Raw genomic sequence first — 21322 nt, forward strand, 5'->3', positions numbered from 1 at the left:
TGAATGAAAAAGAGGAACTTCTAGAAGTTCCTCTTTAGTGTGTTTAAAGTAACACCATGGATATATATAATGTCAGCACCATGAGAAACATCGAAGAAGCGATTCCAGTGACCACTCCGGGAATGACGACTGATCTTTTTGAAACAGCATTCCTGATCAAAAAGACTGCAGCAATCAGGCTGCTGATGAGCCAGAGCGCCATGAATTGAAAAGTGACATCTTCAATGTTTGAGATGGATGACAAAAAGTCGCTGTAAGCAATATAAATATAAAAAGTGATTGCCAGTATAAGGACGATTGTACTGTATAAGTAATGGAAAAATGGATCTTCCTTATTGATCGATTTCCTGACTCCGGCTGCGAGCAGATAAAGTCCGGCGGATGTGATTATGAATAATAATATGGCTAACAACAAAACACCTCTAATATGCTTAAAGTTCCTTACTTCAAATGATATATCATTCGAGTATAAACTTCAGGAAAAGCATGCATTTTTTTATGAACGAAGTATGACGTTTTATATGAATATGAGGCCGATTGTGCCTGAATCAGCTGCAATAAAAAACATCCATAATATTCATGGATGTTTTTTATATCATCATTTGACGATCATCACGGGGGCGTTTACGCGCTTTGCGACTTTATGGCTGACACTGCCCATGACCATCTCCTGAAGGGTGTTCAACCCCCTGCTGCCGAGTACGACGACACCATAGCTGCCTGCATTTGCGAAATCGACGACCGTTGGTGCCGGTGTGCCATGCTCGAACTTTATATCGTACGAGACATCATTTTCATCATAAAGGGCGATGATGTCGGAGAGTTTCGCCTTCCTGTTGAAGGTGCTGCCTTCCCCGTGAAGCACTTCATCCTTTGAATCCTCCGCATCGACGACATGGAGGATAGTCACCGTGGTGCCCTCCCCGATGAAGTTCAGCGTCTGCTGTGCCGCCCTGTAACTGTTGGCCGAACCATCTGCTGCAAGTAAAATTGACTGATACATATTCATCTTCCTCCTTTATGTGAGGTGCTGTTCATTGAGCTGGCCGAGTTCTTTGACGATTTTCCTGCTGTCCGTATTCATCCGGCTGATATAAACGGCGTTCCCTTTTTCTTCGAACTTCCTGACGATGGTGTCGACTGCATCGACTGCCGAGTCATCCCATAGATGGGCGCCCCCAAAATCGAGGTGTATATCTTTATCATACTTTTTGAACTCGATCTGTTCAATCGTCGTATCAATGGAAGCGAAGAAAATCTGTCCGATGAAGCGTAGTGTGATTGCATCGGCCGTCTCTTCAAAGTGTACATCCACTTTTGAAATTTTCGTCGCAAAGAATAATGCACTGAATATGACACCGGCGATGACGCCGATGGCGAGGTTGTCCGTCACGAGGACGATGAGCACCGTGAGCACCATGACGAAGGCATCCGTTCTCGGCGCTTTTGCCATGAACCTGAAAGAACCCCAGTCGAATGTGCCGATGGAGACCATGACCATGATGCCGGCTAAGATCGGCATAGGGATTTGGACAACCCAATTCCCGAGGACGATGATCATGAACATCAATACGACGCCGGCTGTGAATGTTGACAGCCTGGTGGTTGCACCGGATCTCACGTTGATGACCGACTGGCCGATCATTGCACAACCGCCCATGCCGCCGAAGAAACCTGTAATGAAGTTCGCGATGCCCTGTCCGCGGGATTCCCTGTTCTTACTGCTGTAAGTGTCAGTTGCATTATCGACGATGCGTGCAGTCAACAAAGTCTCGACGAGTCCCACGACCGCCATGGATAATGAAAAAGGCAGTATGATCATAAGTGTTTCCATGGTGAACGGCACATCCGGGATGAAGAAGCTCGGAAGAGACCGTTCGATCGTGCCGAGGTCGCCCACCGTCCCTACATTGGATCCAAAAGCGATATAGATGCCGGTCAGCACTACAATCGCGATCAGCGGTGCCGGAATCTTCTTGAAGAAACGCGGCAATATATATAAAATCAACAATGTGGCGATAAGGTAGATATATGTATCTATCGAGATGCCGAAAATATGTTCAAGCTGGGACATGAAGATCATGATGGCCAGTGCATTGACGAAACCGATCATGACAGAGTTTGGGATGAATTTCATCAGCTTCCCGACTTTGAGTATGCCGAGTATGATCTGGATGACACCCATCAGTATCGTGGCGGCGAGCAGATAATCGACACCGTATTCACTGACCAGCGGTACTACGAGGAGTGCAATCGCCCCTGTCGCTGCAGAAATCATGGCCGGGCGTCCGCCGACGAACGAGATGATCACTGCGATAAGGAATGAAGCATACAGTCCGACCATCGGATCGACCCCTGCAATGATCGAGAAGGCGATGGCTTCCGGAATCAGGGCGAGTGCCACGACGAGTCCGGCCATTATATTGGTCCCGGGATCGGTCAGCCATTCCCTTTTGAATTTTTCTACCATAAACTAAAACACTTCCTAATCTATGAATTAACTAAAGTCATTATATCAGAAAAGTTTCATATGTATACCCCTTTTTGAGAAAAACATGATGGTGTCATGTTATAATATTGTAAAGACTGGAGGCCTTCCGATGAAATACGGATACATAAGACCTGTTGAATTATATGATGAAACTGAAGGTCAGAAGAAAAAAATCCTTGAATATGCCGGGCATCTGTTCATTGAAGCACATGCCGACAATAAAAAGAGGACGGCGCTTGAGGAGCTGCTGGATACACTGGAGGACGGCGATGAATTATTTGTCACCGACTTTTGTGTCCTCGCGGATTCGACGAAGCATCTCGTCGACATCATCGATACATGCATCAGCAAGCCGGTGAAAATCCACATCCTTAATCCAGGTATCCTGGTTGATGAGGGAACCCGATATAATTTCCAGAAAATCCTGAATGAGATCTCCAACTTTCAAAGCGATGTCGTAAAGTTCAGGACACAGCTCGGAGTGAGCAAGGCGATCAAGGACGGCAAAAAGATGGGGAGACCGAGACGCAGCGACGACAATATAAAGAAAGCCGTCGAAATGTATATGTCGAAGCAGTATACGCTCGACGAAATCAAAGAGAAGACGAACATCAGCAGAGCGACACTCTACAGGCACCTGGAAAGTTGAAGACCATATCAAGACTATCGGAAGTGATCGGATGAGCATTAAGAGAAAGAAGATATACGAGGAAATTGTCGATATCATACTGGAAGATATAAAATCGGGTGAGCTGGAGCCGGGTGACCGGCTGCCTTCCATCACTGACATGGCCAAGACGCATCAAGTATCATCAGCCTCCGTCAGGGAAGCTTTGAACAGCCTGCGTGTGATGGATGTCATTGAGGTGAAGCATGGCCAGGGTTCATTCATCAAACAGAAGATGCCGCTCGGTTTTGAACAGAATTTTGAAATCATCACACGTGCGGATATAGAAAATCTGCTGGAACTGAGGAAAATCATTGAAGTGGGATGCGCAAGGGCCGCGGCCCGGAAAGTGGATGAGGCAGGACTCGGAAAAATAAAAGAGGCCCTTGATAAAATGCCGACGGCGCTTGAAAATAATGAGCTCGGCGAGCAGGCGGATTATGAATTCCATATCAGCATAGCCGAATCGACGGGAAACCCCCTCCTGGTCAGCCTGCTTGAAGACGTTTCGGAAACGATGATCCGCACGATGAAGGAAACACGGCGGATCTGGCTCTATGAAGGCCACAAATCCATCGAGAAGATCCATAATGAGCATAAGCTGATTTACGAAGCAATCAGAGCCGGCAGTGATGAAGCGGCTGCCGGCCATATGTACGACCATCTCCTCGGCGTGGAGGAATTATTATTGAAGCATTATTGAAGAGGCCATCGGCCTCTTCTTTTTATAGTTGGCTTAAGATTCGTGAATCCTTTCAAAACCCCTTGACAATGAGAAAGCGTTTACATATACTGTCGTTATATCTTTAGTCATCTGATGACTAGATGTCATGTGAAACAAAGGGGGAAATTTCATGCTCGTGCTTTTGAGTCTTTTGCCGATCTTATCGATCTTTTTCTTCCTGGTCATCCTGAGGTGGCCAGCAAAGAAAGGGATGCTTTACAGTTTCATCATCACGGTCCTGATCGCCTTCTTCGGCTGGCAGATGGGCGTCATTGAAATCGCAGCAGCCTCTTTCAAAGGTGTGATGACCGCCCTTGAAGTCGGCGTCATAGTATTTGGTGCAGTGCTCCTGCTCAACATGATGAAAGTGAGCGGTGCCGTCGACACCATCCGGTCTTCATTCACGAGCATCTCACCTGACCGGCGGGTCCAGGCGATCATCGTTGCATGGCTGTTCGGAACATTTTTGGAAGGTGCGGCAGGATGGGGCGCACCTGCGACCATTGTCGGGCCGCTTTTGATCGCACTTGGTTTCCCGGCGCTTGCAGCCGTCATCATCGCACTCATGCTGCAGTCCACTCCGGTATCCTACGGTGCAGTGGGCACACCGATACTGGTCGGCGTCAATACGAGCCTTGAAAACCAGCCGGTGGTGAATGAACACTTGAGCAGCGGAGGGATTGAACTCTCCACCTTCATCTTTGATGTCGGTGCCCAAGTGTCCATATTCCATGCGATGGTCGGACTGTTCATCCCGCTCTTCATGTCAGCCATGCTGACGCGGTTCTTCGGGAAGAACAAAAGCTTCATGGAGGGTCTCGCAGTATGGCCGTTTGCGATCTTTGCGGGCCTTGCGTTTGTGGTGCCCTACTCGCTGACGGCAAACTTCCTCGGGCCGGAATTCCCGTCTCTGATTGGAGGGCTCGTGGGCATGGTGATCGTCATCCCGCTTGCCAGAAAAGGCTTTCTGATGCCGAAGGAGACGTTCGAGTTCCAATCGCAGGACAAATGGCCCGAGTCATGGTTCAGTGACATTAAAAGTGAAGCGGCGGCCTCCCGGAACATATCGATGATGAAAGCATGGCTGCCCTACGTCCTTGTGGCACTGCTGCTGGTCGTAACCAGGATCGAAGCACTCGGCCTGAAGGCAATCGTATCTGCATGGCAGGTGACGTTTGATGATATATTGGGCACCGGAATCACACACAGCTTATCTCCGTTGATGATCCCGGGGGTAGTATTCATCCTGGTCGCCGTTGCAACCGGCTTTCTCCACAATGTGGATTTCAAAAGTATGGGCAGTGCATTCAAAGTATCCTGGAAGACGATCCTTTCAGCCATGGCCGCCCTCATCGTATCGGTGCCGCTCGTCCAGGTCTTCATCAATTCGGGGATCAACGAGGCTGGTTATGAATCGATGCCATTGGTCCTTGCCCATGCGGCCGCAACATTATTCGGTGACGGCTGGCCGCTGGTCGCTCCTGCAATCGGCGCGCTCGGTGCTTTTGCAGCAGGCAGCAACACGGTCAGCAACATGATGTTCGGACTGTTCCAGTTCGGCGTGGCCGACCAGATCAATGTAAGCCCGCTCGTCATCGTCTCGCTCCAGGCGGTCGGCGGCGCAGCAGGCAATATGATCTGTGTACACAATGTGGTGGCGGCGAGTGCTGCTGTCGGCCTGATCGGCAAAGAGGGTTCCATCATCGCCAAGCTGCTGATACCGACGGCATTCTACATCATTTTCGCCGGGGCGATCGGTTATGTATGGATCAACGGCGTCAGCTTCAACGTCGGTTCCCTCATCATCGCGGCAATCCTCATCACAATCATCAGCGGGATACTTTATTCTTATAAAAACTTAAGGGAAAATAAAGAAATGCTCTAATGGAAGGAAGACTGAATATGAATAATACGGATTCGAAAAAAGTCATATTGATCGGTGCAGGCATCATGAGTGCGACATTCGGCTCATTCCTGAAGGAAATCGAGCCCGACTGGAATATTAAATTATTTGAACGGCTGGATTCGCCGGCCATGGAAAGTTCGCACGGCCAGAACAATGCCGGCACGGGTCATGCAGCGCTCTGTGAACTGAACTATACGGTCGAGCAGCCGGACGGCTCTGTGGACATCGAAAAGGCGAAGGAGATCAATGAACAATTTGAGGTGTCACTTCAATTCTGGTCACACCTGGTGAGGAACGGACGCATCGATGATCCGGAATCGTTCATCCGTCCCCTTCCCCATATCAGTTTCGTATACGGGGAGGATAATGTGAATTTCCTGAAGAAACGCTATGAAGCACTCTCCCCCCTGCCGATGTTTGCGGGAATGGAATATTCGGAGGACCACGCGAAACTTGCAGAATGGATGCCGCTCATGATGGAAGGGCGTGCACCGGACGAACGCGTTGCTGCAAGCAGGATGGACGGGGGCACCGATGTGAACTTCGGTGAACTGACCCGGAAGATGATCAAAGACATAAGCGATCATAAGAATGCCGAAGTCCATTACCGCCATGAAGTGGTTGATTTCAGGCAGAGGGAAAATTCACAGTGGGAAGTGAAAGTGCGCAATCTTGGAGATGGCAGCATCGAGTACCATGTGGCGGACCATATCTTCATCGGCGCAGGCGGCCACGCCATCCCGCTCCTGCAGAAGACGGGCATACCGGAAAGCAGACAGCTCGGCGGTTTTCCGATCAGCGGCACGTTCCTGGTGTGCAACAATCCTGAAGTCGTCGACCGTCATGACGCCAAAGTTTATGGAAAGGAGCCAAAAGGCACACCGCCGATGACCGTCCCCCATCTGGACAGAAGGTATCTGGAGGATAAGACGAGTCTTTTATTCGGCCCTTTCGCAGCGATCGGACCGAAGTTCCTGAAGGCAGGCTCCAATACGGACCTGTTCAAATCGATCAAGTCCAATAACGTATTGACGCTGTTGTCCGCCGGGGCGAAAAATCTGCCGCTGGTCAAATACTCCATCCAGCAGGTCATGATGGATAAGGAGGACCGTATGAAAGAGCTCCGTAAATTCGTGCCCGATGCAAAAGATGAGGACTGGGATCTCCATGTGGCAGGGAAACGGGTGCAGGTCATCAAGGATACCGAAGAACACGGCCGCGGCTACATCCAGTTCGGCACGGAAGTCGTCCATTCGGAAGACAACACCGTCATCGCACTGCTCGGGGAGTCTCCGGGTGCCTCAGTATCGGTCTCGACGGCTCTTGAAGTCTTTGAAAGGAGCTTCCCGGACCAGATTGGAAAATGGACGCCAAGGATACAGGAAATCATCCCTTCCTACGGCCATTCTTTAATTGAGGACAGCTCATTATTGGAACAGATCCGGAAATCGACTGCCGGGGATCTGAATCTCGATCAATGAATCTATAAGATATAAGAAAACCCGTATCATCCGGAAAAGTCCGGACGATACGGGTTTATTTCATGTGGATCTTACCACCAGTTATTTGCGTTGCGGAATTCCATTGCTGCTTCGACAGAACCGTAGCGCTCTTCAGCATAGTTGAGCATGCCGGATGTCTGTTCTGCAACAGAGCCGGTGCCCCATGATTCTTTAGTCTGTCCAAGGCCTCTGTAGCCAAGTTCGTTGACTGCATCCGGATTGCCGCTTGATTCAGGCATGACGATGTTTTCCCACATTGCTTCAGTACCGCCCGCTTCAAGGAACTGTGCCTTGGTTGAGCCGCTCGCTGCCGGTGCTGCAGGCTGGCTGTCCTGTTCAGTCTGCTGCACAGTTTGTGCCGGTGCTTCCTGTGCCTCTTCAACCTGTGGTGCTTCCTGCGTCGTTTCAACGGCTTCCTGTGCAGGCTGTTCCTGCTGGACAGCAGTTTCAGTCACCTGTGGTGCAGGCTGTTCTTCCTGGACCGGTGCTTCAGTCACCTGCTCTGCAGGCTGTTCTGCAGCTTCAGGTTGTGCAGTGCCGCTGTTGCCGTATGCCCAAGTATAGTTGACACCGTCGGATTTGAAGTCATAATCGACATTGTTCAAGTTGAAATTATAGTGATACTCGCCTTCGTGAAGCGGTGCATTGTCAAGTTCGCTTGAATGCGACTGCGCCATTTCAGCAAGATCCTGTTTATTTATATTGTGCTCTGAAGCTTCTGCGTTATCCGCTGCTGTAAAGCCGCCGATGCCCAGGCCAAGAGCCAGTGTTGTAGTGAGTATTGTTTTTTTCATAATTAAATTCCTCCAAAACATGATTTATCTCCAAATTGATGGTTCAAACCTTTGAGATAGATGTTTTCTTCCGGTCCTGTATTTCCAGGACATGACCCAATGTAACATGTTATGACGCCCGGCAGGTTACAGTCCGGTGATAACGAGGTTACAAATGACGTCATGTACTGTAATGCGGATGTAATGTAAATCTTTAAAAGCTCTTAACACCCCAACCTATACTTCAAATGCACACTATAGATGCTTTTGATGAAAATCTTTAAAATTCTGTTGTAACTTCATATGCGCATCCAGTATAATCATATGTAAGCGCATTCAATAATGGAGTGCGGGATTTGATTTGCATGTGTCTGTCAATGCTCTCTGGTCTGCATGCAGTGTCATAGGAAGCTAAAAATGGCGAGACAACAAATTTACAGAGTATTGACAATTTTTTGAAACAGGGATAAAATTTCAATTAAGAACAAAAAAGGGGGATATAATTATGAAGTTGAACAAGTTTTGGTTGTTGTCTGCTTTCCTGGTATTCGTACTCGTGCTTGCTGCCTGCGGCAACGGCGGGGATACCGGTGATGAAGGCGCCGAAGAAGATACCGGCACCGAAGAGGAGACGACTGAAGAAAATGGAACTGAGGAAGATGGCGCAGAGGAAACGACGGATGACGGAGGGGAAGCTGAAGGGGAAACACCTGACTTCCTGACATTGCTCACAGGCGGTACAAGTGGTACTTACTACCCGCTGGGCGGAGAAATGGCGTCCAATATCTCTGACGAAACAGGTATCCAGACGGATGCACTTTCTTCAAACGCTTCTGCTGACAACATAATCGATCTGCAGAACGGTGAAGCGGAACTGGGCATGGTCCAAACGGATACGATTGCTCAGGCTGTTGACGGTGTCGGCGCATTTGAAGGCGACCCTGTCGATAATGTGATGGCACTTGGTGCACTTTATCCGGAAACTGTCCAAATCGTCACGACGGTTGATTCCGGAATAGAAACGATTGAAGATCTTGAAGGCATGAGTGTTTCAGTCGGTGCTCCAGGTTCAGGTACATTCTATAACGCAGAGCAGATTTTGGAGATTCATGGTCTGACAATGGATGATATTGATGCTCAAAACCTTGATTTCGGTGAATCCACCGGTGGTATCCAGGATGGAAACATTGATGCCGCGATCATCACAGGCGGTACACCGACAGGTGCGGTGGAAGAATTGTCAGCGACAGTAGATGTGAAGATTCTCCCTGTTGAACAGGATAAGATTGAAGAATTGATGGCGGAATACCCATTCTATACCGAAGATATGGTTGAATCAGGCACATATGGCATCGAAGAGGATGTCACTACAGTCGCAGTAGGTGCAATGATCGCTGTGACGGACAGCCTTTCTGAAGATGTGGTTTATGACATCACCGCTGCGATTTATGAAAACGCAGAATCCATGGCGCATGCGAGAGCTGCGGACATCACAGTGGACACTGCATTGGATGGAATCGGCATTGATGTCCATCCGGGTGCACAGAGATACTTTGATGAGCAGGGTGTGGAATCAGAATAAGATTCATAAAAATTACGGATATATGACCGGCAGTCAATCTTGCTTCAAATGGATGACTTCCGGTCAATCCGTTTGTTAAGAGGTATTTTTATGAAAAAAGTTTTAATCTTAATGATGGTTCTGACACTTGTCGTCCTGTTGATATTGTTCGTTCCTGTAAAACAGTCTCTTGTATTTTATAAAGAGAACACTACTGAGATAGAGGCTTATCTCCCATTGGAGAATCAGGAAACTTTTCAGATCATCTTCACCCACTCCATCCATCTGACCGATGTGGTGGAAAAATATGTCGTTTTGGATAATCAGCATATACAGCAATATGAAATGATTTATGAGGAATTTGGGATCGGTATGCCCTCCAATGCACAGGGGGAAGAAGAATTCCATTCTGAAAACGGCAGATACCATATCACGAATATGAACAACGTCTTTCCGGAAATCAAGTTGAGGAACGGAAAGGCCGTTTCTGAACACAGACTGGTCTGGGGACCGGAGCATGAGTATATTACAGAGTTCAACAACTACTTTGAACCGGGCGCATGGTTCACTATAAAAGTAGACGAATTATCATTATGGCAAATGATACAAGGGGTGAGAATCCATGAGTGATTCAAAGAAACAGCAGGAAGAACAGAAAGACCTGGAGCGGGAGAATGAGAGAATAGAAGAAAAAATGGCCGGGGGAGAAGAGCTTTCCCAGGAAGAACAGGCCAAGTTGATGGAGAAATATGATGCGGAATCCAACACGAGGGATCTCACCGGTATCATTGGAAAAACTGTCTTTATCATACTTATTGCATTCTCATTATTTCAAATCTATACGGGAATGTTCGGCCAATATACAGCTTATGTACAGCGTACGGTCCACCTGGGTTTTGCCCTCGTGTTGATTTTCATGCTGTTCCCGGCAAGAAGGGGCGGCCCTAAAGGTAAGGTCGCCTGGTATGACTACCTCCTTGCCATCCTTTCCATCATCGTATGTGGATACTGGCCGGTCTATTACGATACCATAGTCCAGCAAATTGGCGGATCCACCGATGCACAGCTTGTCATCGGGAGCATTGCCATCCTGCTTGTGCTGGAAGGTTCAAGAAGGGCTGTCGGGCTGCCGATCGTCATTGTGGCAGCTGCCTTCCTCATTTATGCATATTTTGGGCCGTATATGCCGGGGGCTCTGGCACACAGGGGCCTCAGCCTGAACCAGCTGGTCACGTCAATGTTCTTCACCACTGAAGGTATCCTCGGTACGCCGCTTGCGGTATCTTCAACCTACATTTTCCTGTTCCTCCTGTTTGGGGCATTCCTTGTCCAGACGGGGGTCGGCTCGTATTTCAATGATCTTGCTTTGGCGATTGCCGGGAAAAGGACCGGAGGGCCGGCAAAAGTGGCCATCTTCTCGAGTGCCCTGAATGGAACGATTTCGGGGAGTTCAGTGGCCAATACGGTGACGACGGGTTCCTACACGATTCCGATGATGAAGCGGCTCGGCTATCATAAAAACTTTGCAGGGGCCGTTGAGGCGGCTTCCTCCACCGGCGGCCAGCTTATGCCGCCGATCATGGGTGCGGCAGCGTTCCTGATGATCGAGTTTGCCGGTGAGAGCTACTGGGATATCGCAAAAGCTGCGACCATCCCTGCCCTTCTGTACTTCACCGGTATCTGGATAGTGACCCATTTCGAAGCCAAACGGATTGGCCTGCTTGGCCTTCCGGCGGATCAGCTTCCGCCGAAAAAGGAAGTATTGAAGAAAATACATCTGCTTCTGCCGATTGTAGCCATCGTCTGGCTGCTCTTCCAGGGGTTCAGTATCGAAAGGACGGCACTCTACGGTATAGCGATCACGATACTTGTCAGCCTCTTCCGTAAAGATACAAGGATTAACTTCAGCAGGTTCATCATCGCCCTTACATCAGGTGCGCGTACAGCACTTGGAGTGGCGGCAGCCACTGCCTGTGCAGGGATCATCGTCGGTGTTGTGACGAGGACCGGGCTCGGATTGAAATTCGGAAATATGCTGGTCGATATCGCAGGTACGCTTTCGTTCAATGTTGAGATGCAGTTGATCTTGACACTTGTGTTCACGATGATCGCCTCCATCATCCTGGGTATGGGATCACCGACGACGGCTAACTACATCATCACTTCGACGATTGCACTGCCGGCGATCCTGGCACTGAATGACCAGTTGGATGTCGCGGTGCCGGTGCTTGCAGCGCATATGTTCGTATTTTACTTCGGTATCGTCGCAGACATCACCCCGCCGGTCGCCCTCGCAGCGTTCGCCGCAACCGGTATTTCCGGAGGGGAACCGATGCGGACTGGAGGGAACGCGGTCAAACTTGCAATAGCCGCATTCATCATACCTTATATGTTCGTCCTCCAGCCGCAGATTCTGATGATTGATACGACCGTCTGGGAAGTGTCATTCATAATACTTACAGCATTGATGGGAATGAATGCGATAGGTGCAAGCATGGTCGGCTACTGGTACAGAAAAATACCATGGTACGTCAGGATCATTGCATTTCTGACAGGGATTTTCCTCATGTATCCGGGTACACCTTCCGATGTCATCGGCATCCCGATATTCGTCCTGTTGATCGTCCTGCAGTTCGTCATCAAAGGCGGGCCGACGTTCGGTAAAAATAAAAAAGAACAGGCTGCGAGCCAGTCATGATGTAAAATTTGAAGACTTCCCATGTTCAAGCGGATTAAAGCTTGAGCATGGGTTTTTTACTGGCAAATTGATAAGAGAAAATTCATATGATACAATTATTCATAAGGTGTAATATTTCATGTCGCAGGTGATGGCTTTCGATGAATAAGAACATGAAAGGAGCCGTGTATGATGGAGAAGTCATTGTATGAACGTTTAGGCGGTATTTACAGCATTGCAGCGGTGGTGGAACATTTTGCCGAAGGACTGGCGAAAGACCCCGTTGCCGGGGAACAGTCCGATAATCCTTTCCTCAGAGATTGGTACAGTAACAGAAGATGGCGCGAGCCTGGATTTAAAGTACTGACGACCCTGTGGGTTTGCGAAAAAGCAGGTGGACCATATCGTTATGTGAGCACAGAACCGAATGATGATTCCCTGGATCTGGAGCCGACACACTATGATATGAAGCTGACTGAAGAAGAATTTGACGCAGCAGGCAAAGTCCTCGCCGATACGCTCGATCATTTCGATGTGCCTGAAAATGAGAAAAATGAAGTGCTGACGGCTTTTGCGGCACATAAAGAAGAAGTGATCAGCGGCACGATCAAATGATCCCTCATCATACAAGTAACACTTCCCCTGTCATACAAGTAACACTTCCCCTGTCGATCCTGGTGCGGGAAGTGTTTTTGGATTCCATGATGAGCCAGTAAATTTCCTGTGATTTTCACCCATTATTCATGAAAATTTAATCAAGGCGAAGTATAATGCAGTGATACAGAAATTATGACAGCAGGTGAAAATATGGCTGAAATTATACTCGATAAAAATAAATTGATGGTAGATGAAGCGATAAATATTAATGTGCTGACTTCGGAACCGGAGCAGCAGGTCAGGATAAGCATGGAACTTGCAGATGAAGATGGTAAGATGTTCCGTTCCTGCGCAGAATTCATATCTGATAAGAGCGGCAGAATAGATTTGGATACTGCAAAACCACTCAACGGCACATACGAGCATGCAGATGGAACCGGGCTGTTCTGGTCTATGGTCAGGAAAGACACCAGGCAGGATGATTACTTTATTAAAAAAACGGATGAAGACATGGAAGCGACGATCTATGTCACCGGCGATGACGAAATACTGGCTGCAGAAAAAGTGACGCTGCAGTTTAAGGGTGAAGGGATTGAGGCACTCGAGATAGAGCCCCCTGAACTGAAAGGTAATTTATATTCTCCGTCAGAGCAAGGCACTTATCCTTCAGTCATGATACTCGGCGGATCGGATGGCGGCAACACGGCCCATGCCGCAGCTTATCTTGCAGGCAAAGGCTATCTGGTACTCTCCCTGTCCTACTTCAATGACGAAGGATTAAATGAACATTTGGAAAACGTCGATCTGAATTACTTCAAACAAGCTGCCGGGTATTTATCAAATCATGAAAAAAGCGATGCCAAAGTGAATCTGATAGGCTACTCCAAAGGTGCAGAGCTTGCGTTACTGCTTGGAGAGACATTCAATTCATATCAGACCATCATTGCCGGTGCAGGTTCGAACTATGCCACTTCAGGCATGAAAGGCGGTATTTTTGCCCCCGTGTCCGGGTGGACGCTGGACGGTGAAGCACTTCCCTATTTAAAAATGAAATTTCCAGTGAGCTTCATGTTTTCCACTATAAGAAACTATATTAAGAAACGTCCATTTTATTTCCTCGATGTATGGAAGAAATCACTGAGCGGCAAAAAAGCGGCTGATCATAAAATCGATGTATCCGGAATCGAAGCACCGCTGCTCATCATTTCAGGCGGTGAGGACAAACTGTGGCCATCAACATCTTTCAGCAGGGAAATAAAAAAGGAAAGGGACAATAAGGCTGACCGTTACCTGTATTATCCCGGTGCAGGCCACTTCAACTCTTTTCCATACAGCTTTAATCAGATGCCTGCCAATGTTCTTATGAATGTGGATGGGATGATCATAGATTTCGGCGGGACCAAACGGGAGAATGCATATGCAGCGGAAGAATCCCTGGAAGAGATCCTGGGCTTCCTGGAGCGGAATAATTAAAAGAAACAGTGATTTCAATATCAAATGAAATCACTGTTTTTTAAACTTTTGGCCGGACTCGGTATAAGAAGGATATTTCCCGGGTAATTATCATTAGATACATATAGGTCAGTATTATTGATCGATAAGAGGAGGGATACAATGACATCACTTCCCCGTATAGGTAAGCCGGCAGCAAATGCATTGAAGAATATCGGCGTTACATCCCTGGAGCAGCTCAGTCGTGTGGATAAGGAAAGCTTATCCCGGGTTCATGGCATCGGCCCTAAAGCCATCAGTACACTGGAGGTTGAATTGGAAAGAGAAGGCCTGGCGTTCAGAAAACATGAGCCCCTCCCCTTCACTCCCGGTTTCATCGTCTTCGGCAGTCTGGACTGCAACAACGCACCGAAGAGGGAAATCATCAGGGACTTTGCAATTTCATATGTGGAAGGAAATAAATATGGATTTGTGATGACCTGTGATGAAGACATGAGTCTTAATATACTCCCCGCTCAGGAATTACAGGGGATGCAAGAAATTCATCAACATCTTTTGAAAGAAAAGCACGATATAAGCATGCTGGATTTGAAATCAATCATCACCCACGGCAAAGAAGGCGCAGCCTACGGTTCGGCTGTAACAACAAAAGGTGAGAGCATCGATTTAGCATGGTTCATCGAGTTTAAAAGCCATAAGAAGGACGCTTTGATAGATCAAGTCACCTTCTTTGAAGTCAGATAATAGCATGATTAACAGCCTCACGACCAATTGTATATGCGTTATTTCAGTGTTATAGAAAATCTTTGAATCCCAGTATCATGCATTTTAAGAGGTAACGCATGGCGTTACAGAAAAGGACGTATGTGATTGTAGTGAAACTTACAGAAAACAGGTCGATCCATTAATTATCTTCAAAGGTTGCCTTCACATCCTTTACGGTATTTCCATTAAATCCATGCATTTTACGTTTATATTAATTCAAGGAGGGAACAAGTGGACTAGCATAAATTTTTAAGGAGGAATAGCATGAAAGTAGCAGACATGATTGCTTTGGCGCTTGTCATCATCGGTGGTTTGAACTGGCTGCTTGTCGGCTTGTTTGAATTTGATCTTGTTGCTTCGTTATTTGGAGGACAGGATGCCATTCTCTCCAAGATCGTTTACATCTTAGTTGGTCTTGCAGCGTTGTATTCACTTAAGTTCTTCAAGCACATCAATGATCAATATGAGGAACCGCGTGCAGCGACTGCAACTGCCGGGACGGATTCATCAGCCCGCACTGACGGACGCGACGCTGACGGCAGAGTTAAAGATCCAAACGTAAATGATTCGGTGAGCGGTACGGACAGAGCCGGAGACCCTAATAACCCGGATGATCCGAACAATCCAAGAAATCGTTCAGAAAGATAATCGCGATTCTTGAAAAATGGATAAGACCAAAAGAAAAAGTATCAGGCGATGAAAAACTATCGCCTGATACTTTTTTCTTTTACATATTTACACGGTTATCCACAGTCATGACGTCGTCGCTGGTGCATCCTGCCGCTTCCATTTCATATAGTTCAGCAGGAGGACAATGATTATGATTGCGACGCCTGCAACATCGGTGAATGGTTCCGGCACGACTGAAAGGACGGCCGCAGCTATGAGGATGATTCTGGAGACTACACCTACGTGCGTCTTGAAGAATCCTTCAAGCCCTGCTGACAGCGCAGTCAGTCCTATGAGTGTCGTCAGGACGACCAGGGCGATATCAAAGAAGCTTGCGAGCGGGTATTCCCTCGCATTTGTAGCAAGCCCTTCCACGTCCACCATGAGCAGTGCCGGTTCGTAAATGAATATGAACGGGATGAGGAAGCCTGCTATGGATAATTTAAGTGCCTGGAAGCCGGTCCGCATCGGATCACCGCCCGATATGCCCGCGCCGGCGAAGGCTGCGAGTGCGACCGGAGGTGTGACGTTTGCGAATATGCCGAAGTAGAATACGAACATATGTGCAAGCAGCACCGGTATGCCGAATTCAGCCAATGCTGGTGCCGCCATCGTCGCTGTAATGATATAAGCCGGAATCGACGGGAGCCCCATACCGAGGACCATCGATGCAATCATCGTGAAGAACAGCGTAAGGAAGAGTGAACCTGCACCGATATTTGCGATTGCAGATGTCATTACAGCACCGAATCCTGTCAGGGAAACAACGCCGATGATGATACCGACCACCGCACAGGCGATCATGACCGCGAGTGCCTGCTGTGCACCGTTTGCCATGGCATCGAATATCTCCCGGAGTGACATACGGGTTGTTTTCCTGAGTGTGGCGACGATGATCGTCAACAGAATCGTATAAATTGCCGCTCTTGGGATGGGCATGTTCATGAAGAGCATGATGATCAGCCCTATGATCGGGATGAGCAGATGTCCCCTGTCTTTAAGGACTTCTTTAATCCTTGGCAGGTCGGCCCGCGGGATACCTTTCAAATCACGCTTGCCTGCCCGGTAATGGACCTGCATGATCACGGCGAAGTAATACAGGATTGCCGGAAGGACGGCTGCAAGAGCAATCACACCGTAGTTGATCCCTGTGGTCTCTGCCATGATGAATGCACTGGCGCCCATGATCGGCGGCAGTATCTGCCCGCCGACGGAGGCACTGGCTTCCACCGCACCTGCAAAGTTCCGGTGGTACCCCACTTTTTTCATGAGGGGAATCGTAAAGGCGCCGGTGCTGACTACGTTTGCAACAGCCGCCCCGTTGATGCTCCCCATGAATCCGCTGGATACGACAGCAACTTTTGCAGGGCCGCCTTTATTCGCCCCGGCGAGGGCCATGGCAAGGTCGTTGAAGAACTGACCCATGCCCGATTTTTGGAGAAAAGCTCCAAATAGTATGAACAGGAATATGAAGTTGACCGAGGCCGCAATCGCTGTCGAATATAGGCCTTCAGTACTCAGATACAACTGCCCGAATATGTCCCCTACACTGTAAGGTCTGGTGAGCATCATATTCGGCAGGAAATCCATGTGGCTGAAGAACGGATATGCTAAAAATATGAGTGCCAGGATGGGAAGAATCAATCCCGTCACTCTTCTCGCCGCTTCAAGTATCAGCAGGACTGCCAATATTGCCACCGCGATATCCACGTTGTTCGGTATACCGCCCCGTTCAGTGACGATGGCCTGATATTCGACGAGTATGTAGCCTGCGGTGAATAAGCTCAGGCCCGCGAGCAACCAGTCGAAGAGAGGCAGTTTTGTACGGTCCTGACTTTTGAACATCGGATAGAGCATATAAATCAATGCGAGGCCGACTGCAACATGGATGGAACGCTGCTGCAGTGCCGGCATCGGATTGAATACCATATAGAGATGAAATACAGAATATAATACGGCAATGATGGTGACGATCCAAAAAATGGTCTTACTGTCGAATTGCCTTGTGGTGGCATCTCTATCATATTTCTCCAGGACTTCCTGGGTATCAGGCGCCACCTGTGGCTCCTTTGTCATATTAATCCCCCCTGTGAATTGCACAATACTGATTTGTTGCCGACGCTGATGTTCACTGAAGTGTTTGGTTCATACATTTCGTAAAGTAAATGATCGTGATCATCCTGGACGATCCTGGTCTCCACATTTTCCGAAACGTTCACATTCAATTCAGGATAAGTGACGTTCACCGTGAACTCGACGAAACCCTCGTCTGTAATTTCAGGCGGTGTCTCCGAATCTGTCGGCACGCCAGCCCCAAAAGTCTTGAAGTAGGTTCTGGTGAGCAGAAGATCATCACCTTTCACCTCATACACTTCATACCATTCCTCATGTTCAATGGAATGGATCCAATGCAGCTCGAATGTTTCCGGCTTTAAACACACCGGAGTATGACCTTCCGCCTCAATGACCAGTGCAGATCTCGGCCAAAGGAAAAATAAGAGGAGCACTGTAATAATGCTCCCCGAGGCCACCCATAATTTCTTATTGCTCATCGTAGAAGCGCTGTGCTCCCGGATGAACATCTATGACCATATTATCCATTGAGTTTTCAATACTGATATCTGATGCTGCCTGGTGTGAGTTCTCAAGAGACTCCAGGTTTTCAAACATATATTTCGTGAGGTTGTAGACATCATCTTCGCTGAGGTCGGATCTTACGACCAGTGCATTCATGATGGCAACGGTCGGCACCGCCTCTTCGTTACCGTAAGTATCTTCAGGGATGTCGAGTGAAGTGAAGTAATCCTCTTCCATGCCTTCCACCACTTCAGGTTCGATCGGTACAATCTTCAAGTCGACAGAGTTTTCAAGCTCCATTACAGAAGCGTTCGGCAGGCCGCTTGTCAGGAATGCCGCATCGAGCTGGCCGCCCCTCATGGCTTCTGCAGCTTCTGCGTAACCCAGGTAATCCACATCGATATCGTCATATGACATGTCGTGTGCATCCAGCACAGAACGTGTGGCGATTTCAACGCCCGAGTTCTGGTCTCCGACCGCGACGCGTTTGCCTGCAAGGTCTTCGACACTTTCAATGCCTGCGCCTTCAGTCGTGATGAGCTGTACGAAGTTAGGATAGAGTGCCGCCATCTGCTGTACATTCTCGATCGGCTCGGTGAATGTTTCTTCGCCGTTCACTGCCTGTACGAGTGCATCACTCATGACGAATGCCATTTCCACACTTTCCTGAGCCATGAGGTTCAGGTTTTCTGCAGAAGCCCCCGTCGTTTCAGTTCTGGAGTTCACGCCGAATTCACTGCTGTATCCGTCAGCCAGCGTTGTTGCAATGATGTTGTAAGGTCCTGATGATCCGCCGGTCGCAATGGTCACTATATTTGTTTCAAGCTCTGCAGAGCCGCCGTCACCTTCTTCTGAAGATTCTTCTCCTTCTTCAGCCGGTTCCTCTTCAGCCGGTTCCTCTGCTGATTCGCCGCCCCCGTCGTCTCCGCATGCAGCCAGGAACAGCGTTGCGCCGAGAATTAAAGCCAGATATTTTTTGAAAATCATGAGTTTCAGCTCCCTTTAGGTTTGTAAGTCAAATTATAGCAGAGGTTCTACTAAATGAAAACGCTAACTTTTTAAATTATCTTTTTATTTCAAATAATGGAGCATGGAGATAAAATAAAAAACCACGCCCTGACTGGAGCGTGGTCCGCTGGATTAATCTTACTCATTCTTCTATGATGGCGACCGGGTTGCATATGCTGGCATCCCGTCCGACGATCCTGAGAGGTGTACAGTATATCTGCCTGATCGACTGCCCGACGATCGGTGCGAGATTGACATCCTCATAGATCAGTATGGTGCCGTTGGGCTTTTCAGGATCGAGAAATGCCTTATGGGTCCTGAAGTTGTTGGTCTTGCCGATGGGGATGTTTTCAATGCTCAAAGTATCTATGGCCACTGCTTTGACGTTCGGAAGCTTCTCCCGGATATATTCCGCCGCTTCCGGGCTGACTGTGCTGAAACCATCGGCATAGGCTTCAAAGTCGGCATCCCGCTTCTTATACGAGTGGGTGTTGAATATCAGGATGTCCGCTTCGTGCAGCGAATCACCGTATGCTTCAAGCTGTTCTATCGTAATCATGTCATTTTTCTTTTGTGCAGGCACATCAAGCATCAGCGGTCTGTCATAGACGAAATTTTCCGCAGGTATGCTGTCGATGCCGAGGTTCTCCCCGCTGAAATGGTGGAAGGGTGCATCCACATGGGTGCCCGCATGCAGGTAGGTGGTGAGCACACTGCCATTCCAGTGGTCCCCCGCTTCCAGATTTTCCTTCAGTTCGACTTTCACTTCCGGCAGCCCCGGAAAGACTGGCATTCCTTCATAAATCGGGTAGCCCAAATCAACATATTTTACTGACATCATCCATTCCCCTTTTTTTGAATTTAACCTGATTATACCTTTCATCATACTTTTTGTTAAACGGATTGGAACCTCATGGAAGTATGATGTTAAAATGAAGTGAAAGAGGATTTGTAAGATATGATTCAGATGACGGGGAAATATGCTCTGTAAAGGAAGTTATATAAATGACCAACAGGTATAAGGAAGCGCAGCGGGCAACAATAATAGGGATCATAGTAAACCTCATCCTGGCGGTAGTGAAGGGGATCGGCGGAATTTTGGGCAACAGCCGGGCACTGGTCGCAGATGCCGCCCATTCCGCATCGGATGTGGTGAGCTCGATCGCCGTCTACATCGGTGTGAGGGCCGCGCAGAAGCCGCCAGATCAGGAGCATCCGTACGGGCACGGGAAATCTGAAAATGTCGCAACATTGATCGTTGCGATACTGCTTGTCGTCGTCGGCTTTGAGATCATGTACAACTCCATCTCATCAATATGGTCGGATACGACGAATGAGGTCACGTCGATGATCGTGCTTTATATCATCATTTTTTCACTGATCGTCAAAGAAATACTCTTCCAGTATAAATTCCGGCTGGGGACCAGGATCAACAGCCCGGCCCTCATCGCAGATGCATGGCATCACCGTTCGGATGCGATTTCATCTGCCGTCGCGCTCGTCGGCGTCGGCCTCACGCTCATCGGGGCCCGTTACGATATACCGTACCTCGAATTTTTCGATCCGATCGCAGGTGCAGTGATCGCGGTCATCATCATGTACATGGGTTTCCAGCTCGCCAAGGAAGCCGTGAGCATGACTTTGGAAGTGGTCCTGAACGAACGGGAGGCTGCAGGTCTGATGGATACGGCGATGTCCGTCGACAAAGTGGTGCAGGTTGATGCACTGAGTGCACGCTCCCACGGGTCCTATGTCATCGTCGACATTAAAATATCGGTGGATGCATCCATCACTGTGGAGGACGGCCACAGGATCGGCAGGAATGTGAAGCAGCAGCTGATCAGGAAACACGATATCGTGAGGGACGTCAACGTCCATGTGAACCCATATGACTTTGATGAGACGGAAAGTTAAAAGGACGGGGGAAAATGAAAAAACACTTCCACATAAATT

The 21322-nt window shown here is 48.4% G+C and carries 20 protein-coding genes; 12 read left to right on the top strand and 8 right to left on the bottom strand.

From position 1 onward, the window contains the following. Positions 1–43: 43 nt before the first annotated feature. From CRN96_RS06650 to CRN96_RS06660, 3 genes are all read right to left on the bottom strand, one after another. Positions 44–412, bottom strand: a complete 369-nt coding sequence (locus CRN96_RS06650; protein WP_097040428.1) for a hypothetical protein — start codon at positions 410–412, stop codon at positions 44–46. 186 nt (positions 413–598) lie between these two features. Further along, the gene (locus CRN96_RS06655) at positions 599–1003 is read right to left on the bottom strand and encodes a universal stress protein (protein WP_097040430.1); all 405 of its coding nucleotides are present in this window, start codon (positions 1001–1003) and stop codon (positions 599–601) included. A gap of 15 nt (positions 1004–1018) precedes the next feature. Continuing rightward, positions 1019–2470, bottom strand: coding sequence for a SulP family inorganic anion transporter (locus CRN96_RS06660; protein ID WP_097040432.1), 1452 nt, complete (start codon positions 2468–2470; stop codon positions 1019–1021). Between the two features lie 130 nt (positions 2471–2600). Between CRN96_RS06660 and CRN96_RS06665 the strand changes: the two genes are divergently transcribed. The 4 genes from CRN96_RS06665 (at position 2601) to mqo (ending at position 7269) form a co-directional block, all read left to right on the top strand. Beyond that, positions 2601–3140, top strand: coding sequence for a recombinase family protein (locus CRN96_RS06665; protein WP_097040434.1), 540 nt, complete (start codon positions 2601–2603; stop codon positions 3138–3140). 31 nt (positions 3141–3171) lie between these two features. Further along, complete coding sequence (locus CRN96_RS06670) at positions 3172–3861, top strand: FadR/GntR family transcriptional regulator (protein ID WP_097040435.1); 690 nt, start codon at positions 3172–3174, stop codon at positions 3859–3861. 151 nt (positions 3862–4012) lie between these two features. Further along, a complete protein-coding gene (locus CRN96_RS06675) occupies positions 4013–5767 on the top strand; it encodes an L-lactate permease (RefSeq protein WP_097040437.1) in 1755 nt (584 codons plus the stop codon). A gap of 17 nt (positions 5768–5784) precedes the next feature. After that, entirely contained in the window at positions 5785–7269 is a 1485-nt protein-coding gene (mqo, locus tag CRN96_RS06680; protein ID WP_097041021.1) for a malate dehydrogenase (quinone), read from the top strand. A gap of 71 nt (positions 7270–7340) precedes the next feature. On the opposite strand, the gene CRN96_RS06685 is transcribed toward mqo, so the two are convergent. Beyond that, complete coding sequence (locus CRN96_RS06685) at positions 7341–8084, bottom strand: aggregation-promoting factor C-terminal-like domain-containing protein (protein WP_097040439.1); 744 nt, start codon at positions 8082–8084, stop codon at positions 7341–7343. Positions 8085–8568: 484 nt separating this feature from the next. Between CRN96_RS06685 and CRN96_RS06690 the strand changes: the two genes are divergently transcribed. The 7 genes from CRN96_RS06690 to CRN96_RS13480 all read left to right on the top strand — a co-directional run bounded on the left by CRN96_RS06690 (position 8569) and on the right by CRN96_RS13480 (position 15763). Next, positions 8569–9645, top strand: a complete 1077-nt coding sequence (locus CRN96_RS06690) for a TAXI family TRAP transporter solute-binding subunit (RefSeq protein WP_097040441.1) — start codon at positions 8569–8571, stop codon at positions 9643–9645. Positions 9646–9735: 90 nt separating this feature from the next. Beyond that, positions 9736–10254, top strand: coding sequence for a DUF1850 domain-containing protein (locus tag CRN96_RS06695; RefSeq protein ID WP_097040443.1), 519 nt, complete (start codon positions 9736–9738; stop codon positions 10252–10254). A gap of 109 nt (positions 10255–10363) precedes the next feature. Continuing rightward, on the top strand, positions 10364–12322 hold the full coding sequence (locus CRN96_RS06700) for a TRAP transporter permease (protein WP_425442530.1): 1959 nt from the start codon (positions 10364–10366) through the stop codon (positions 12320–12322). Between the two features lie 171 nt (positions 12323–12493). After that, positions 12494–12916 (top strand): group I truncated hemoglobin, encoded by a 423-nt coding sequence (locus CRN96_RS06705; RefSeq protein ID WP_097040444.1) that lies wholly within the window; start codon positions 12494–12496, stop codon positions 12914–12916. 192 nt (positions 12917–13108) lie between these two features. Further along, positions 13109–14371 (top strand): acyl-CoA thioesterase/bile acid-CoA:amino acid N-acyltransferase family protein, encoded by a 1263-nt coding sequence (locus tag CRN96_RS06710; protein ID WP_179647140.1) that lies wholly within the window; start codon positions 13109–13111, stop codon positions 14369–14371. A 141-nt stretch (positions 14372–14512) separates the two neighbouring features. Next, on the top strand, positions 14513–15094 hold the full coding sequence (locus CRN96_RS06715) for a helix-hairpin-helix domain-containing protein (RefSeq protein WP_097040448.1): 582 nt from the start codon (positions 14513–14515) through the stop codon (positions 15092–15094). 285 nt (positions 15095–15379) lie between these two features. Next, positions 15380–15763, top strand: coding sequence for a DUF378 domain-containing protein (locus CRN96_RS13480; protein WP_097040450.1), 384 nt, complete (start codon positions 15380–15382; stop codon positions 15761–15763). Between the two features lie 105 nt (positions 15764–15868). Here CRN96_RS13480 and CRN96_RS06725 read toward each other — a convergent pair whose 3' ends face one another. From CRN96_RS06725 to CRN96_RS06740, 4 genes are all read right to left on the bottom strand, one after another. After that, the gene (locus CRN96_RS06725; RefSeq protein WP_097040452.1) at positions 15869–17860 is read right to left on the bottom strand and encodes a TRAP transporter permease; all 1992 of its coding nucleotides are present in this window, start codon (positions 17858–17860) and stop codon (positions 15869–15871) included. Continuing rightward, a complete protein-coding gene (locus CRN96_RS06730; protein WP_179647141.1) occupies positions 17857–18336 on the bottom strand; it encodes a DUF1850 domain-containing protein in 480 nt (159 codons plus the stop codon). Before CRN96_RS06730 ends, CRN96_RS06725 begins: the two co-directional genes overlap by 4 nt. Continuing rightward, positions 18326–19348 carry a TAXI family TRAP transporter solute-binding subunit gene (locus CRN96_RS06735; RefSeq protein WP_097040456.1) on the bottom strand — a complete coding sequence of 341 codons (1023 nt, stop codon included), beginning with the start codon at positions 19346–19348 and terminating at the stop codon, positions 18326–18328. The genes CRN96_RS06730 and CRN96_RS06735 overlap by 11 nt, the downstream gene beginning before the upstream one ends. Positions 19349–19511: 163 nt before the next feature. Further along, positions 19512–20207 (bottom strand): cyclase family protein, encoded by a 696-nt coding sequence (locus CRN96_RS06740; RefSeq protein WP_097040458.1) that lies wholly within the window; start codon positions 20205–20207, stop codon positions 19512–19514. 167 nt (positions 20208–20374) lie between these two features. On the opposite strand from CRN96_RS06740, the gene CRN96_RS06745 reads away from it, so the two are divergent. Further along, positions 20375–21283 (top strand): cation diffusion facilitator family transporter, encoded by a 909-nt coding sequence (locus tag CRN96_RS06745; RefSeq protein ID WP_097040460.1) that lies wholly within the window; start codon positions 20375–20377, stop codon positions 21281–21283. Positions 21284–21322 lie beyond the last annotated feature (39 nt).

It is taken from the genome of Salinicoccus kekensis (genome assembly GCF_900220995.1).
GTDB lineage: Bacteria > Bacillota > Bacilli > Staphylococcales > Salinicoccaceae > Lacicoccus > Lacicoccus kekensis.